Genomic DNA, 14,987 nt, shown 5'->3' with positions numbered 1-14,987 from the left:
TGAATATTAACCCATAAAGCAAAAAAGTTCCTAATAAATATTGCAGCATAAACTTAAAGCCCAGGTAATCCCGGTTTATTTCATTGTAAAAGTATCAACAACGTTGGTGTCTGAAATAACTTTTGAAATCGTATGGAAGCGCGTGAATATTGATCGTTTTATAACAAAAAAATAAATAAAAGATTTCGAAATGTAACTTTAAAATAGGGGTGAATGATGGGGGAGTTCTGCGGATTTGCTCTATCGGGGTTCGATTCGCTACAGTATGGGAACCACACAAAATGTGAATGGGAACGTCGTATAGTGGCTAATACCTCAGCCTTCCAAGCTGAAGACGCGGGTTCGATTCCCGTCGTTCCCTCAAGTGAAATTAAATTCCCGGAATTGTAGTTTTTACAATTCCGGGAATTTTTCTGTTAAATCAGCACGCGGGCTTGGCTGAGTTAATGCATGTACTAATTGACTTTTTTATTTCAATAAAAGGGGATGTAAAAGGCTAAGGAATGTGTCGGTTTCATTCACTGTCGGGGGTGGTGATGGGGGATAGTATGCTTGCTTACTAATGAATACCTAAGTGCAGTTTTTCCGGCAGCGAAATTGCTGATTGTGGGCCAAAATAGTAGTGCACATAAGCGAGGATGCTTCCATATTGGTGGTTTCGTTGACGGTTGCCGAAACGTGGGAACTGGGAACCTATCGGGCATTTTTGCACTAAAAGATGTTGGCTGCGTGGGGTTGGTGATCGGTGTTCTTGTCTTAGTGTCTGTCTTGCGGCTGTGCTTTGGTTTGATCGCACTTAAGCATTGAGGGCTGGTTTGAAATTTGGCTTTTGGTGGTTCAGTGTGGTGATCTGCGATTTTTAGTTACCGTGACCTGCGGATTAGGTAAAACGGGGGGTAACGTGGCAAGATTTCTCCTGTCGTTGAGAACGGCACACCCCATGTAAGGGTTTAGAATCCTAGTGGAGTATAACGGGACGTGGCGCAGCTTGGTAGCGCATCTGCTTTGGGAGCAGAGGGTCGCAGGTTCAAATCCTGTCGTCCCGACAATAACCCCCGAGGAGCATAAATTGTCATGCACCTCGGGGGTTTAAACCAGTATTACCACCGATAAAACAGGAGAGTAGCTCGTGAAAAGTTCCGTCGAAAAGCTGAACGATACCCGAGTCAAGCTGACCGTGGAGGTTCCATTCGAGGAACTGAAGAACGAAATCGATCAGGCTTATCAAGCAATCGCCGCACAGGTTTCTATCCCTGGTTTCCGTAAGGGGAAGGCGCCGAAACAGCTTATCGACGCCCGCTTCGGTCGTGGTGCTGTTCTTGAGCAAGTTGTCAACGATGCAATCAATAACAACTACCCGAAAGCCGTTGAAGAGCACGATTTGAAGGTGCTTGGTACCCCGGAGATCGATCTGACCAAAGTAGAAGACGGTGAAGTGATCGAATTCGCTGCGGAGGTAGATGTTCGCCCAGAGATCGATCTGCCCAATTTTGCAGATATCGCTGTCGAGGTTCCTGCGCGCAAAGTAGACGATGAAGCAATTGATGCTGAGATTGACAAGCTACGTGAACGTTTCGGTGAACTGAGCGATACCAAACGCAAGCTCAAGACCAATGATTTCGCCATCATCAATCTTTCTGCTGCGGTAGATGGTAAGGAGATTGAAGAAGCTTCCGCTGAGGGCCTGTCCTACATGGTTGGTGCCGATGACTTGATCGAAGGTCTTGACACCGCACTGCGTGGCATGAAGACCGACGAGAGCGCAGAATTCACCACTACCCTCAAGACGGGCGAACATGCTGGTGAAGAGGCAACCGTGACCGTAACTGTCGTTCAGACCAAGGAACGCAAGTTGCCGGAGCTCGACGAAGAGTTTGTTCAGATGGCATCCGAATTCGACACAGTGGAAGAACTGCGTGAGGCCACCTCCGGCCAGTTGGAAGAGCGTGCTAAGACTGAGCAAGCCGCAGCTATCCGCGACGCGGTGCTTGATGCAGCTTTGGAAAAGACCGAATTTGAGGTTCCGCAAAGCCTAATCGACGAGCATGTCCACAACGTTTTGCATGGTACTTTCGGTGAAGCTGCTCACCAAGAGCAGGTTATCGACGATTTCTTGAAGACTCAGGACTCTTCGCTAGAGAAGTTCAAGGAAGAAGCTAAACAGCAGGCTGTAAAGACTGTTCGCAGCCAGCTCTTCCTGGATACCCTTGCAGACAAGGAAGAACCATCTGTCTCAAACGAAGAGTTCGTTGAGCATGTCGTATACACCGCTCAGGCATATGGCATGCCGCCAGAGAAATTCATGGAGCAGCTGCAAAACGCTGGCCAGATCGGTGCGTTGTTCGCTGACATTCGTCGTGGCAAGGCCCTGGCTTCCGCTATCTGCCAGACCACTGTAACCGACGATGCTGGTAACAAGGTGGATGTCACCGAGTACTTCGGGGTAGACGAGTCTGAGGCCAAAACTGAGACTGAAACCGAGACTGAGTCCTAATTCCCGTTCCCCGTTAGCCCAGCGTTAATGCTGGGCTTTTGGTGTTTTAACGCTGTTAGCGAACAAAAGCGGATTTCGTGACGATTCGTTGTATCGTTGAGACCATCGACTTTTATCGAACAAGGAGTTTTTAATGAACGAACTGGTTAATTCATCCGCATCAAGCGGGTTAAATTTGAGCGATTCGGTTTACGAACGGCTACTCCGGGAACGCATTATCTTCCTTGGGACAGCCGTCGATGACGAGATTGCCAATAAGTTGTGTGCGCAAATCCTCTTGCTTTCTGCTGAGGATCCTACCCGTGACATCTCGTTGTATATCAACTCCCCAGGTGGTTCCGTCACTGCAGGCATGGCTATTTATGACACCATGAAGTATTCACCATGCGATATTGCTACTTACGGAATGGGGCTAGCTGCATCCATGGGGCAGTTCCTGCTCTCTGGTGGCACCAAAGGAAAACGCTATGCTCTGCCGCATGCACGAATTATGATGCATCAACCGTCGGCAGGCGTGGGCGGTACCGCCGCGGACATTGCGATTCAGGCGGAGCAATTCGCTCAAACTAAACGGGAAATGGCGGAGCTGATCGCTGAACATACCGGCCAGACCTTCGAACAGATCACCAAAGATTCCGACCGGGACCGTTGGTTCACAGCGCAACAGGCAAAAGAATATGGTCTAGTAGACCACGTTATTGCCTCGGCGCAGGGTTCGATCGCTAACTAAGAATTACCAGGAGAACAACATGACTAACGGTATGCAGATGCCATCCGCCCGCTACGTGCTGCCTTCTTTTATTGAGCACTCCACTTATGGCACGAAAGAAACGAATCCTTACGCCAAATTATTTGAAGAGCGCATCATCTTCCTGGGTACTCAGGTAGACGACACCTCGGCCAACGACATTATGGCGCAACTTTTAGTGTTGGAAGGGCTTGATCCCGACCGGGAAATTACCATGTACATCAACTCGCCCGGGGGCTCGTTTACCTCCCTGATGGCCATTTATGACACTATGCAGTACGTTCGCCCAGATGTCCGCACGGTGTGCTTAGGGCAGGCTGCGTCCGCTGCGGCGGTTCTGTTGGCGGCGGGTGCGCCAGGCAAACGCGCAGCGTTGCCCAACGCCAGGGTCCTTATCCACCAGCCAGCGACCGAAGGCGGTCGAGGACAAGTATCGGATTTGGAAATTCAGGCGGCTGAGATTCAGCGTATGCGCACCATGATGGAAGAAACCCTTGCACGCCATACCGGGCAACCAGCCGAGAAGATTCGAATCGACACTGACCGCGATAAGATCCTCACTGCACAGGAAGCTATGGAGTACGGTATTATCGATCAGGTCTTTGATTACCGCAAACTCAACGCGTAATTGAATGAAATAATTCCACCGCCACGCCCCCAAAAGTGACCGTCTTGGTATTTGGTGGCGTGGTTTTCTTCCATCCACCACGTTGTTTGTATTCCGAATACTAAACCCGTCTGTCAGATCACGATTATCGCCTGAGACGGTGCTAGTGTTGGTGGGTAACTGCCCCATGTGTGGGCGCTGCTTTGTTTCACAAAGACTAAAGAAAGAGGCCACGTACTTTTATGGCACGCATGCAAGAAAGCGCCGATCTGCTGAAGTGCTCCTTCTGTGGCAAGAGCCAAAAGCAAGTGAAAAAACTCATTGCAGGTGGTGGAGTGTATATCTGCGATGAGTGTATTGAACTATGTAATGAGATCATTGAGGAAGAGTTAGGTCAATCCCAGGAATCTAATTCTGAGGATTCCAATCGGCTGCCACGCCCGTCCGAGATTTCAGCGTTTTTAGATAAGTACGTCATCGGGCAAACCGAAGCCAAGCGGATCCTGTCTGTTGCGGTCTATAACCACTACAAGCGGGTTCGTGCCGAGGAAGCTCGGAGTATGAATCCACGGCGAAACAAAGAAGAAGAAACCGAATTACAGAAATCCAACATCTTGATGCTGGGCCCGACCGGTTCCGGAAAAACCTACTTGGCCCAAACGCTCGCCCGGTTGCTGGATGTTCCTTTCGCCATCGCGGATGCCACGTCACTGACCGAAGCTGGTTACGTTGGTGAAGATGTGGAAAATATCCTCTTGAAGTTGCTTCAAGCTGCTGATTTTGACGTTCAACGGGCTCAGCGAGGCATTATTTACGTCGATGAAGTGGATAAGATTTCTCGAAAATCAGAGAATCCTTCCATCACCCGCGACGTTTCTGGTGAAGGCGTACAACAAGCACTATTGAAGATTCTGGAGGGAACGGTTGCATCTATCCCGCCACAAGGCGGTCGGAAACATCCAAACCAAGACTTCATTCAGTTGGACACCTCGAATATTTTGTTTATCGTCGCTGGCGCATTCGCAGGTCTGGAAAAAGTGATCGAGGAGCGACGTGGCAAACAAGGGATTGGCTTCGGTGCCGATATCAAGACCAAAGAAGAACGCGATGAAATCGATATTTTTAAGGATGTGCGACCAGAAGACCTGGTGAAGTTTGGTCTTATTCCAGAATTTATTGGCAGGTTACCGATCGTGGCTACCGTAACCAATTTGGATCGGGCGTCGTTGGTTCAAGTTCTAACTGAGCCGAAAAATTCCTTGGTCAAACAATACGAGCAATTGTTGGCTATGGATGGGGTTCAGTTGGTATTTGAACCTGAAGCATTAGATGTGATTGCGGATCTAGCGCTTGATCGCGGTACAGGCGCACGCGGACTCCGGGCTATTATGGAGGAAATTCTGGTCCCAATCATGTACGACATTCCAGATCACGAGGACATTGAGGTCGTTATGGTCACCGCTGCAGCGGCACGTGGTGAGGAAGCGCCGCAGCTTCTGGATCGCGATGCAGCCGAACAATCTGCTTAACAAAAATACCTAAAATGTGCGCCCACCAAATACCTGATTTCGGTGGGCGCACATTTTAGGTTTATATAGCCTAATTATTGAAACATATCGGGGGAGATTTCGTAGGTAGAATCTTCTTCAACTTCGAGCGCTTCACTGGCGGTCATAGGGCATAGATAGGATATCTGATCCCCAGTCTTAAGATGCGAGGTAAGGAATGCCAAGACCGCATCAACGGCCATGCGCGCCATGCCCTGAGTGTTATTTTCATCCATCATGTCGATGTTGTACAGGTTGATGGTGGTGTTGCGAACCGTTATGCGGAAGATCGCTAGTGATGCGATGAGGGTGAAAACATCCTGGGCAGAAATTCCGGGGCGGAACGCTCCGGCGTCTTGGCCTAACATCAATAATTTGTCTAGTTGTAGCGTGATGCTGGATTGATCCACGATTGGTTGCGCTTCAACCAGGTTTGCATATTGCATAAGGTTTTCGACCGCCAGTAGACGGATGGCTTCTGGGTGTGCCACGTATCGGCTGAATACCGCTTCGACTATTTTCTTTACACCTTCGACGGGAACGTCAGAGTCTAAAGCCATCTCTTCCATTGTCGGGCGGAGCCTGTTGATGGCTAAAACGAGACAACGTTGGTACAGCCCTTTTTTATCGCCAAAATGATAGTGGATCATTCGTTTGGACATGCCAGACTCTTTGGCGATGGTTTCAAGCCGTGCGTCGTTAAAGCCTAATTCAGCGAACTTAAGAAGCGCGATTTGCAATACCGTTTCTGGGGTGATTTCGGTGGCAGGTAAGGATTCTCCAGTGGTTGGGGAATCAACTGATTGTGCATCAACAGTATTGCTATTGGCGTCCATCACCCTTGAAACTCCTAAAAACAACCGTACGCTAATCCTCACCCAATAATGGGCCTTCCTAGGCCAAACATAGCGGAATTTCCGATGATCGGCGGATTGAGACGGGCTGGTTTGCTCATTTTGTAGGAAAGGGCAGGAGAGTGGGGGTGATCCTTGGGGTTAGGGTATCGGAAGTTGGGAGTTAGATTCATAAACTTTGTGGTATTTGGGGCCATCCCGGATGTTTATGTGATAAATCTCTTAAATGGCTCTGACCTGTGTTTTTTCGATCTTGGTGGGTCGTTGTTGGCTGTTGTGAGTTAGTCTGATAATTAAGTGTTGAACGCCAGCCACAGCGCCCAGATTGTCCGCGAATGTGGCAAGCGTTACGCGAGTCAATCGTTGTCCAGACTTTTCCTAAGGACTTAAGGAGTTTTCATGAGCCAATCCGTAAAGAAGATCGCCGTCACGGGTGCTGCTGGCCAAATTGCATATTCACTTCTATGGCGTATCGCAAACGGTGATGTCTACGGTAAGGACACTCCCATCGAATTGCAGCTGTTGGAAATCCCAGATGCCATCAGCGGTGCTGAGGGAGTTGCCATGGAATTGAATGACTCGGCATTCCCACTGCTGAAGAACATCGTGGTGACCGATAAACTGGAGGAAGCCTTCGACGGAACCAATGCTGCGTTCCTAGTTGGCGCCAAGCCACGTGGCAAGGGTGAAGAGCGTTCCGATTTGTTGGCTGCTAATGGCAAAATTTTCGGGCCACAGGGCGCTGCGATCAATGACCACGCTGCGGACGACATTCGGGTTCTGGTGGTAGGAAACCCAGCTAATACCAATGCTTTGATCGCCATGCATGCTGCAAAGGATGTGCCAAATGATCGCTTCAATGCCATGATGCGCTTAGACCACAACCGGGCGCTATCGCAGCTATCAGCCAAGTTGGGCTGCGATAAAAATGACATCAACGACCTGGTTGTGTGGGGTAATCACTCCGCAACGCAGTTCCCAGACTTGACTTACACCACCGTGGCTGGGGAGAAAATCTTCGACAGCTTGGATCACTCTTGGTATGTAGATGAGTTCATTCCACGCGTCGCAAAGCGTGGTGCGGAAATCATTGAGGTTCGGGGTAAGTCCTCGGCTGCTTCGGCTGCATCGTCAGCTATCGACCACATGCATGACTGGATTAATGGCACTGAACGGTGGGCGACCGCAGCTATTCCTTCTGATGGTTCTTATGGCATTCCTGAAGGGCTGATCGTAGGCCTGCCAACCGTGTCCCGTGGTGGGGCGTGGGAGATTGTTTCTGGTCTGGAGCTCTCAGACTTCCAAAAGGCGCGTATCGAGGCCAACGTAACGGAATTGGAAGAAGAGCGCAACGCTGTTTCGCACCTTCTGGGTTAAAATCCAGCAACGGGTGATTCGGGTTTAAAACATGCTACATATATCGGCAGAATCCGAGTCAACCCATATGTGAATAGATGTGGCAAGCGCCGATTGGGGTTCTTGCCATGGATAATGCGGCCGTACCACGAGTGTTGGTTGGTTTAATTGCACTGCGACATTGGTGCCTTCGTTTGAACCGAGCACGAGGGTATCGGCCGTTATGTCGTAATTGTGCGCATTGAAGTTTCGTGATTTTTGGATTTTCGTTATCTGCTTAAGTGGGATCTCTGCGATGATTTCGCGATTGTGCCGGAGTACTAGGCTAGTCTCTGATAGGTAATGCGGGTGAGTCTTTTTGCTACCGAAAATCGCCCACAGAATCAAGACTGAGTATCCGGAGACCACAATGAGTAATATTCGGATCAGACGGTTATCTAACAGTAGCTCTAACGCAAGGATTTCCAGGGCAGTGGCGGCAGTCATGGCACATGGAATCTGCCACCAATTGCCAGCCCCGGTAATCGGGACGGCGTCTGGCGGAATGATGATGTGTCGCCGGAGTAGATATGTGATCGTTTTAAGCATCTGCCATTCTGCGCGCCAGTATCGAAACGCGATGTGGTTGGGGTCGCGGGCGTAGGCCCATAGTCCTAAACCGCATTCGAGGCATATGAAGCAAACGATCGCAATGTGCGCGGACAAAGCCTCCACATGGACGAGCCACCATTCGACGGTTATGAGCAGCCCGGCGGTGATGAGGGGGAGACGCAGTTTCTTCATGATGAGCCTAGCCGGTTAATCATAATCGCAGCCATGCTGGTTAAGAACTGTTCTTGGGGCGGGCTTAGCGATAGCGCCCCAGGTGGAAAACTGAGATCCCCTTCGCGAAAAGTTTGCCAGATATCTTTCATGATGGAATCGTCGATAAGCAGTGCAGCTTCATCGAAATCCGAGTCCGAAAGATCAGACCACAAGGCATAGAACCGTAGGGTATTAGCAACCAAGTGAGGGTTATTGAGGTTTTGTTCTACCACCTGCCATGTTTTTTCGGTTGTTATGCCAGAAAAAGCCATTAGTTCCCACATTTCAAATTCCGCGGTGGGAACGGTAGAGCGTAGTTTTGTTGCTATTGGTTCGGGAATTCCGAATCCCTCAGTGAGGTAGCGGAGGAGTTGGGCCCGTTGTCGTTCAAGTGACTGGATTCGGTTGTCTAATGATTGCAGCGCGGCGTGTAGGTCGATTGTTTGCGAAGCGGATTCTATGGGAATACCTGCTGCGATGAGGGCGCGAATGCGAACGATTGCAGCAATATCGGTGATCCGGTAGTTGCGGTAACCGTTGCTCAGTCGTGGTGGTTCTTCCAGCACACCTATCTGGTGGTAGTGCCGGATAGCCCTGGGGGTGCAACCGACAATGGCAGCGACTTCTGAGATCTTCATGTTTTCAAGTTCTAAACCATTACGCCACGGCAAGGTCAAGAATTGGCTCAGCCGTTGTGCCCGTGTCTCTGGTGGGCGTGAAAGTGGAATTGGGGCTTAAAGTATCTAAGATGGTGGGCATGGCTGAAATGAATCGTGCAGATAAACTGCCCAAAAGTTGGGAACCGAAAACAGTAGAAGAAAAGTTGTATCAAGAGTGGGTTGACGGGGGATACTTCGTTGCTGATGCCGATTCTGATAAGCCAGCATTTTCTATCGTGCTACCTCCTCCCAACGTCACTGGGCAACTGCACATGGGGCATGCCTTGGATCACACGTTAATGGACTGCATTGCGCGTCGTAAGCGAATGCAGGGCTACGAAGTTTTGTGGTTGCCGGGCATGGATCATGCCGGAATTGCGACCCAATCTAAGGTGGAGGCGCGGCTGAAGGAAACCGAAGGGAAGTCCCGGTGGGATTACGAGCGCGATGATTTCATTGCCAAAGTGTGGCAGTGGAAGGAAGAATTTGGCGGCACCATTGGTAAGCAAATGCGCGCCATTGGCGACTCCGTCGACTGGTCGCGGGAGCGGTTCACCCTTGACAAGGGATTGTCGCGGGCGGTGACCACGATTTTCAAGCAGTTGTACGATCGCGGTTGGATTTACCGCGCGAACCGGTTGATCAATTGGTCACCGATTTTAGAAACTGCGGTTTCGGATATTGAGGTTGTATACAAAGACGTTGAGGGCGAGCTGGTTTCGATCCGCTACGGTTCGCTTGACGACGACCAGCCGCACGTCGTGGTTGCCACTACCCGGGTGGAAACCATGTTGGGTGACGTCGCGGTCGCAGTGCACCCGGATGACAAGCGCTACGCGGATTTGGTAGGCACCACTTTGCCGCATCCATTTATTGCCGGGCGCGAGATGGTAGTTGTTGCTGATGACTACGTCGATCCGGAATTTGGAACTGGTGCAGTGAAGATCACCCCGGCGCACGACCCGAATGACTACGCGTTGGGGCTGCGGCATGGGTTGGACATGCCAACCATCATGGATGAAAGCGGAAAGATTGCTGGTACCGGAACGGAATTTGATGGCATGGATCGGTTCGAGGCGCGGGTGAAAATCCGGGAAGCGTTGGCTGAGCAGGGGCGAATTGTGGCCGAAAAACGACCCTATGTTCACTCCGTTGGGCACTCAGAACGCTCCGGTGAGCCGATTGAACCTCGGTTATCCTTGCAGTGGTTTGTCAAAGTTGAGGAACTGGCGAAGATGGCGGGTGACGCCATACGTAGTGGTGACACGGTTATTCACCCGAAATCCGCTGAGCCTCGGTATTTCGACTGGGTTGATGACATGCACGACTGGACAATTTCGCGTCAATTGTGGTGGGGTCACCGGATTCCTATCTGGTACGGGCCAGACGGCGAAGTCGTGTGTCTCGGGCCGGATGAGGTCGCACCGGAAGGATATACCCAAGACCCTGACGTTTTGGATACCTGGTTCAGCTCAGCATTATGGCCGTTTTCCACTATGGGGTGGCCGGATAAGACCCCAGACCTGGCCAAGTTTTATCCGACATCTGTGCTAGTGACTGCCTATGACATTTTGTTCTTCTGGGTTGCTCGAATGATGATGTTTGGCACCTTCGCAGCCCAGCAGACACCGGAGGTCTTGGGCCACGGGACCGATGGTCGGCCACAAGTGCCATTTACTGATTTATTCTTGCACGGCTTGGTTCGGGACGAACACGGCCGCAAGATGAGTAAATCGCTGGGTAATGGTATTGATCCGATGGATTGGGTTCGGGACTACGGTGCCGATGCATTGCGGTTTACTCTAGCGCGTGGCGCCAATCCGGGGGTTGATTTGCCGGTGGGAGAGGATTCAGCCCAAAGCTCCCGTAACTTTGCCACCAAGTTGTTTAATGCCACCCGGTTTGCACTTATGAACGGCGCACACACGGGACAATTGCCAGCACGGGAGGAATTAACCGATGCAGATCGGTGGATTCTGGATCGGTTGGAACAGGTACGGGTAGACGTTGATGATTACCTGGATCGGTATCAGTTTGCCAAAGCAAACGAGGCGTTGTATCAGTTCACTTGGGGCGAACTATGCGACTGGTATGTCGAAATCGCCAAGGTACAAATTCCACGGGATTTCGACACCGCTTCGGCGGAAGAACAACGTCGGGGAATCACAACCCAGATTGTTTTGGGAAATGTATTGGATGCCGTGCTGCGCTTATTGCACCCAGCCATGCCGTTTATCACCGAAGTTCTGTGGAAGGCGCTGACCGATGGCGAGAGCCTAACCATTGCTGCATGGCCGGATGCCACGATCACCAACGGTGGTGCGGCTACTGATAAGTTGGCTGCCCGGCGCATGGCAGACGTCGAAAAGCTGGTGACGGAGCTACGTCGGTTCCGCTCCGATCAAGGAGTAAAACCAAGCCAAAAGGTTCCAGCTGCGATCGACTTCACCGCTGCGGATTTGGCTGATCAAGAAGGAGTCATTCGGTCCCTGGCCAAGGTTGACGTACCACCGACAGATTTTCAGGCGTCGGCAACCGTCGAGGTGCGGCTGAGCACCGCGACCATAGAAGTATCGCTGGATACCTCAGGAACTGTGGATAAGGAAGCTGAACGCAAGCGGCTTGAAAAAGACCTGGCAGCGGCGCAAAAGGAACTTGACGGAACCACAAAGAAGCTAGCCAACGAAGCATTTTTGAGCAAAGCACCTGCGGCGGTGGTGGACAAGATTAAGACCAGACAGCAGATCGCTCAGGAAGAAGTTGCACGTATTACCGCCCGGCTTGGGGAATTGTGATGGACGAGCTGAACCTAGGAGAAGTCACGTTGGGCGAGGGCGGACTAAGTTTGCCTATCGACGCCAGTGGGGACGTCGAAAAGCCAGCACCGGTAGAGATAACCCCAACTGACCTCGCTGCTTTGGCAGAGGTCGAGGCGGAATTGGACACCCGGTGGAATGAAACCACCATTGATCCCACGTTGTGGCGAATGGAACTGCTGATGGATCTGCTGGGTAACCCCGAGCGGGCATTCCCAGCGATCCATGTCGCGGGTACGAACGGGAAAACCTCCACCGTTCGGATGATCGAATCCCTGATGCGGGCGTTTCATCGCCGTACTGGGCGAACAACTAGCCCACACCTGCAATTGGTCACCGAACGCATTGCCATTGACGGTGTCCCCATTCACCCCCGCGATTACGTGCGAGTATGGCAGGAAATAAAGCCTTACGTGGAGATGGCGGATGCCGAGAGCATGAAACAAGGCGGGCCGAGGCTGTCGAAATTTGAAGTGCTCACCGCGATGGCGTACGCCGCCTTTGCCGATGCCCCAGTCGATGTTGCGATCATTGAAGTGGGACTCGGCGGGCGGTGGGATGCTACCAATGTTATCAATGCGGATGTCGCTGTGATTACCCCGGTCGGGGTGGATCACACTGAATACCTTGGCGATACCATCGAAGAGATCGCGGCGGAAAAAGCCGGAATTATCAAACCTCGGTGGGATCTTTCTGACCTGCTAGCCCCACCTGACAACGTTGCGATCATCGGTGAGCAAACGCCGGAAGCAATGGCTGTTATTTTGGAACATGCGGTTAACGCTGATGCTTCAGTAGCGCGCAGCGGCGTGGAATTTGGGCTGACTGAATCCGCGATCGCGGTAGGTGGGCAGATGCTGACACTTCACGGTTTGGCTGGTGAATACCCCGATATTTTCTTGCCGCTTTCTGGTGAACATCAGGCGCGCAATGCGGCCACTGCGCTTGCTGCGGTGGAGGCATTCTTCGGTGCCGGGCCAGGCCGCAGTTTAGATCTTGATACGGTGCGTGAGGGCTTTGCGACGGTTGAAAGTCCCGGCCGGTTGGAACGAGTTCGCACTGCCCCCACGGTCTTTATCGACGCTGCGCACAATCCACACGGGGCAGCCGCATTGGGGGCCGCATTGGACCGCGACTTTGACTTCGGCCGATTGATCGGAGTGGTTGCGGTGCTGGGTGATAAAGACGCCCGCAATATTTTGTTGGCCTTAGAACCGTATTGTGCGGAAATTGTTGTAACGCAAAACACCAGTCCACGGGCATTACCAGTGGCTGACCTAGCGGATTACGCGCAGGAGATTTTTGGGGAAGAACGGGTTCACGTTGCCGCAAATCTGCCCGGCGCTATAGAACTAGCAGTGGAATTAGCCGAAGACACCGATATTCAATCAGGAGCCGGCGTTATTGTGACCGGATCTGTAGTAACGGCTGGTGAAGCCCGAACATTGTTTGGAAAGGAACCTGCATGAGTAGTTCCGAAACTGTCGAATATGGGCCGCTGGGTCCGGGACACGAACCTGTTAAAGACCCCATGAAAGGGTTGCGTGGCGTGATGGCTGGCGCAATGATGATGCAGTCGATCACCTTTTATTTGGTACTCACGGTTATCCTTCGAGTTGATAACGGCGCGCATTGGACCACCTTTAACTGGGTCAGCGTCACGGTTTTAGCTACCGTGATGTTGATTATGAGCTTTATGCAGTCACGACCTTGGGCGCTCAAAGTAAATATTGCCATCCAGGTAATTGCATTATGTGGTTTCTATATTCACGTATCGATGGGAATAGTTGCGGTTCTATTCGCCCTAGTGTGGTGGTACATTCTCTATCTACGCCGGAACTTATTGGAACGAATGAAACGCGGTTTGCTTACTACGCAGCACATGTAGGTATAAACTGAATAACCATGACTGAACGTACCTTGATTCTGATTAAGCCAGACGGTGTTGCATCTGGCCATGTTGGTGAAATCATCGCTCGGATTGAGCGCAAAGGCTTGAAGCTCGTGGCATTGGATCTGCGCGTCGCGGATCGAGAAACCGCTGAAAAGCACTACGCTGAGCATGCTGACAAGCCTTTCTTCGGGGAACTAGTTGAATTCATCACATCCGCACCGCTTGTTGCTGGCGTGATCGAAGGCCCACGTGCGATCGACGCATGGCGCCAGCTAGCTGGTGGCACCGATCCGGTGGCTAAGGCTACCCCTGGCACAATCCGAGGCGATTTTGCTTTGAACGTTGCTGAAAACGTGGTTCACGGCTCCGATTCCGAGGAATCCGCTGCACGGGAAATTGGCATCTGGTTCCCTAACCTTTAACACTTCGTTCCCCTTCCCGCTGTTCTCTGTTGATTATGAGCAGCGGGATTTTTCTGCGTTATAGGGCGAGTCAGGCGGGGGCAACGGTGGGTCAATCTATTGGCTGAGGGAATCCAATAATGTAATGCTTAATACTGATTTGGCCAATATATAGTTGTAGGTTAAATTATTCTCAGTTTAGCTTTGCTTGTTGGATTGGGTTCATGCAGCTTATGTGTGGAAAACCGGGTGATAAGAAGCATCTGAGAGGAGGAGTGCGAAAAATGGAGGCAAATGCAGTTGTGGCGCCACGTCGAAAATTCGATCCGGTTGCGGCTGTCGCTGGCGGGGTCTGGCTAGCATTCGGATGTTCCACGCTGCTGCCGGTTATAGCGGCTATCGCCTCACCGGTCGCGTGGGCTAGCGCCCTGATTATTTGGGTCACGTTTTGTATGGTTTACATCATCGGGTTTGGCTTTGATGCTTACAACCACGGGAGCAATCGTTGGGCACTCGGCAATGTAATTGTGCTTATCGGACTTGCAATATCACTCTGGGGGCTAATCGGCGACGTTGCGATCATCACCGTCACTTACATCACCGCCGCCTTCATTTTTGCGCTGCCACAAATGCTCGTCTCCATCAGCGTAGGTGCATTTATAACCGTAGCAACCAGCATGTTCTGCATGGTCTACCTGCCCGATGTTGGACGGTTTACCATTTTGCCACTCTGGATAGCATTTTTCTCTGTCTCGCTTGCCAGATGTGCGGTGGAATTTGGTCGCGAACGAAGCACCGCTTAGCGGC

The 14,987-nt window shown here is 51.4% G+C and carries 13 protein-coding genes and 2 tRNA genes; 12 read left to right on the top strand and 3 right to left on the bottom strand.

The genetic code is table 11. The features are described from left to right. Positions 1 to 289: 289 nt before the first annotated feature. From CMUST_RS11990 to clpX, 6 genes are all read left to right on the top strand, one after another. A tRNA-Gly gene (locus tag CMUST_RS11990) sits at positions 290 to 361 on the top strand. A gap of 611 nt (positions 362 to 972) precedes the next feature. Beyond that, positions 973 to 1,046, top strand: a tRNA-Pro gene (locus tag CMUST_RS11980). Positions 1,047 to 1,129: 83 nt separating this feature from the next. After that, on the top strand, positions 1,130 to 2,494 hold the full coding sequence (tig, locus tag CMUST_RS11975) for a trigger factor (protein ID WP_047262716.1): 1,365 nt from the start codon (positions 1,130 to 1,132) through the stop codon (positions 2,492 to 2,494). Between the two features lie 133 nt (positions 2,495 to 2,627). Next, entirely contained in the window at positions 2,628 to 3,224 is a 597-nt protein-coding gene (locus tag CMUST_RS11970) for an ATP-dependent Clp protease proteolytic subunit (protein ID WP_047262715.1), read from the top strand. Between the two features lie 19 nt (positions 3,225 to 3,243). Then, complete coding sequence (locus tag CMUST_RS11965) at positions 3,244 to 3,870, top strand: ATP-dependent Clp protease proteolytic subunit (protein WP_047262714.1); 627 nt, start codon at positions 3,244 to 3,246, stop codon at positions 3,868 to 3,870. A gap of 221 nt (positions 3,871 to 4,091) precedes the next feature. Further along, the gene (gene clpX / locus CMUST_RS11960; RefSeq protein WP_047262713.1) at positions 4,092 to 5,378 is read left to right on the top strand and encodes an ATP-dependent Clp protease ATP-binding subunit ClpX; all 1,287 of its coding nucleotides are present in this window, start codon (positions 4,092 to 4,094) and stop codon (positions 5,376 to 5,378) included. Between the two features lie 74 nt (positions 5,379 to 5,452). Here clpX and CMUST_RS11955 read toward each other — a convergent pair whose 3' ends face one another. After that, a complete protein-coding gene (locus CMUST_RS11955) occupies positions 5,453 to 6,232 on the bottom strand; it encodes a TetR family transcriptional regulator (protein ID WP_047262712.1) in 780 nt (259 codons plus the stop codon). A gap of 417 nt (positions 6,233 to 6,649) precedes the next feature. Between CMUST_RS11955 and CMUST_RS11950 the strand changes: the two genes are divergently transcribed. Further along, entirely contained in the window at positions 6,650 to 7,627 is a 978-nt protein-coding gene (locus CMUST_RS11950) for a malate dehydrogenase (RefSeq protein ID WP_047262711.1), read from the top strand. A 24-nt stretch (positions 7,628 to 7,651) separates the two neighbouring features. On the opposite strand, the gene CMUST_RS11945 is transcribed toward CMUST_RS11950, so the two are convergent. Both CMUST_RS11945 and CMUST_RS16095 read right to left on the bottom strand, forming a co-directional pair. Continuing rightward, positions 7,652 to 8,389, bottom strand: coding sequence for a hypothetical protein (locus CMUST_RS11945; protein ID WP_047262710.1), 738 nt, complete (start codon positions 8,387 to 8,389; stop codon positions 7,652 to 7,654). Further along, positions 8,386 to 9,048 (bottom strand): MerR family transcriptional regulator, encoded by a 663-nt coding sequence (locus CMUST_RS16095; protein WP_052844728.1) that lies wholly within the window; start codon positions 9,046 to 9,048, stop codon positions 8,386 to 8,388. Before CMUST_RS16095 ends, CMUST_RS11945 begins: the two co-directional genes overlap by 4 nt. A 119-nt stretch (positions 9,049 to 9,167) precedes the next feature. Between CMUST_RS16095 and CMUST_RS11935 the strand changes: the two genes are divergently transcribed. The 5 genes from CMUST_RS11935 to CMUST_RS11915 all read left to right on the top strand — a co-directional run bounded on the left by CMUST_RS11935 (position 9,168) and on the right by CMUST_RS11915 (position 14,983). Then, positions 9,168 to 11,864 (top strand): valine--tRNA ligase, encoded by a 2,697-nt coding sequence (locus CMUST_RS11935; RefSeq protein ID WP_047263618.1) that lies wholly within the window; start codon positions 9,168 to 9,170, stop codon positions 11,862 to 11,864. Beyond that, complete coding sequence (gene folC / locus CMUST_RS11930) at positions 11,864 to 13,354, top strand: bifunctional tetrahydrofolate synthase/dihydrofolate synthase (protein ID WP_047262709.1); 1,491 nt, start codon at positions 11,864 to 11,866, stop codon at positions 13,352 to 13,354. Before CMUST_RS11935 ends, folC begins: the two co-directional genes overlap by 1 nt. Continuing rightward, positions 13,351 to 13,773 (top strand): DUF4233 domain-containing protein, encoded by a 423-nt coding sequence (locus CMUST_RS11925; RefSeq protein WP_047262708.1) that lies wholly within the window; start codon positions 13,351 to 13,353, stop codon positions 13,771 to 13,773. The genes folC and CMUST_RS11925 overlap by 4 nt, the downstream gene beginning before the upstream one ends. Before the next feature lie 17 nt (positions 13,774 to 13,790). Next, positions 13,791 to 14,201 carry a nucleoside-diphosphate kinase gene (ndk, locus tag CMUST_RS11920; RefSeq protein ID WP_047262707.1) on the top strand — a complete coding sequence of 137 codons (411 nt, stop codon included), beginning with the start codon at positions 13,791 to 13,793 and terminating at the stop codon, positions 14,199 to 14,201. A 263-nt stretch (positions 14,202 to 14,464) separates the two neighbouring features. Then, positions 14,465 to 14,983, top strand: coding sequence for a hypothetical protein (locus CMUST_RS11915; protein WP_047262706.1), 519 nt, complete (start codon positions 14,465 to 14,467; stop codon positions 14,981 to 14,983). Positions 14,984 to 14,987: the final 4 nt, after the last annotated feature.

The sequence above is a fragment of the Corynebacterium mustelae genome (genome assembly GCF_001020985.1).
In the GTDB taxonomy this organism is placed as follows: domain Bacteria; phylum Actinomycetota; class Actinomycetes; order Mycobacteriales; family Mycobacteriaceae; genus Corynebacterium; species Corynebacterium mustelae.
This window is presented reverse-complemented; position numbering and strand designations above follow the sequence as displayed.

Excerpts from the sequence above, each read along its gene's own strand:
- CMUST_RS11970 (WP_047262715.1), top strand. The coding sequence starts at position 2,628 with ATGAACGAACTGGTTAATTCATCCGCATCAAGCGGGTTAAATTTGAGC.
- CMUST_RS11965 (WP_047262714.1), top strand. The coding sequence starts at position 3,244 with ATGACTAACGGTATGCAGATGCCATCCGCCCGCTACGTGCTGCCTTCT.
- clpX (WP_047262713.1), top strand. The coding sequence starts at position 4,092 with ATGGCACGCATGCAAGAAAGCGCCGATCTGCTGAAGTGCTCCTTCTGT.
- CMUST_RS11955 (WP_047262712.1), bottom strand. The coding sequence starts at position 6,232 with ATGGACGCCAATAGCAATACTGTTGATGCACAATCAGTTGATTCCCCA.
- CMUST_RS11950 (WP_047262711.1), top strand. The coding sequence starts at position 6,650 with ATGAGCCAATCCGTAAAGAAGATCGCCGTCACGGGTGCTGCTGGCCAA.
- CMUST_RS11945 (WP_047262710.1), bottom strand. The coding sequence starts at position 8,389 with ATGAAGAAACTGCGTCTCCCCCTCATCACCGCCGGGCTGCTCATAACC.
- CMUST_RS16095 (WP_052844728.1), bottom strand. The coding sequence starts at position 9,048 with ATGAAGATCTCAGAAGTCGCTGCCATTGTCGGTTGCACCCCCAGGGCT.
- CMUST_RS11935 (WP_047263618.1), top strand. The coding sequence starts at position 9,168 with ATGGCTGAAATGAATCGTGCAGATAAACTGCCCAAAAGTTGGGAACCG.
- folC (WP_047262709.1), top strand. The coding sequence starts at position 11,864 with ATGGACGAGCTGAACCTAGGAGAAGTCACGTTGGGCGAGGGCGGACTA.
- CMUST_RS11925 (WP_047262708.1), top strand. The coding sequence starts at position 13,351 with ATGAGTAGTTCCGAAACTGTCGAATATGGGCCGCTGGGTCCGGGACAC.
- ndk (WP_047262707.1), top strand. The coding sequence starts at position 13,791 with ATGACTGAACGTACCTTGATTCTGATTAAGCCAGACGGTGTTGCATCT.
- CMUST_RS11915 (WP_047262706.1), top strand. The coding sequence starts at position 14,465 with ATGGAGGCAAATGCAGTTGTGGCGCCACGTCGAAAATTCGATCCGGTT.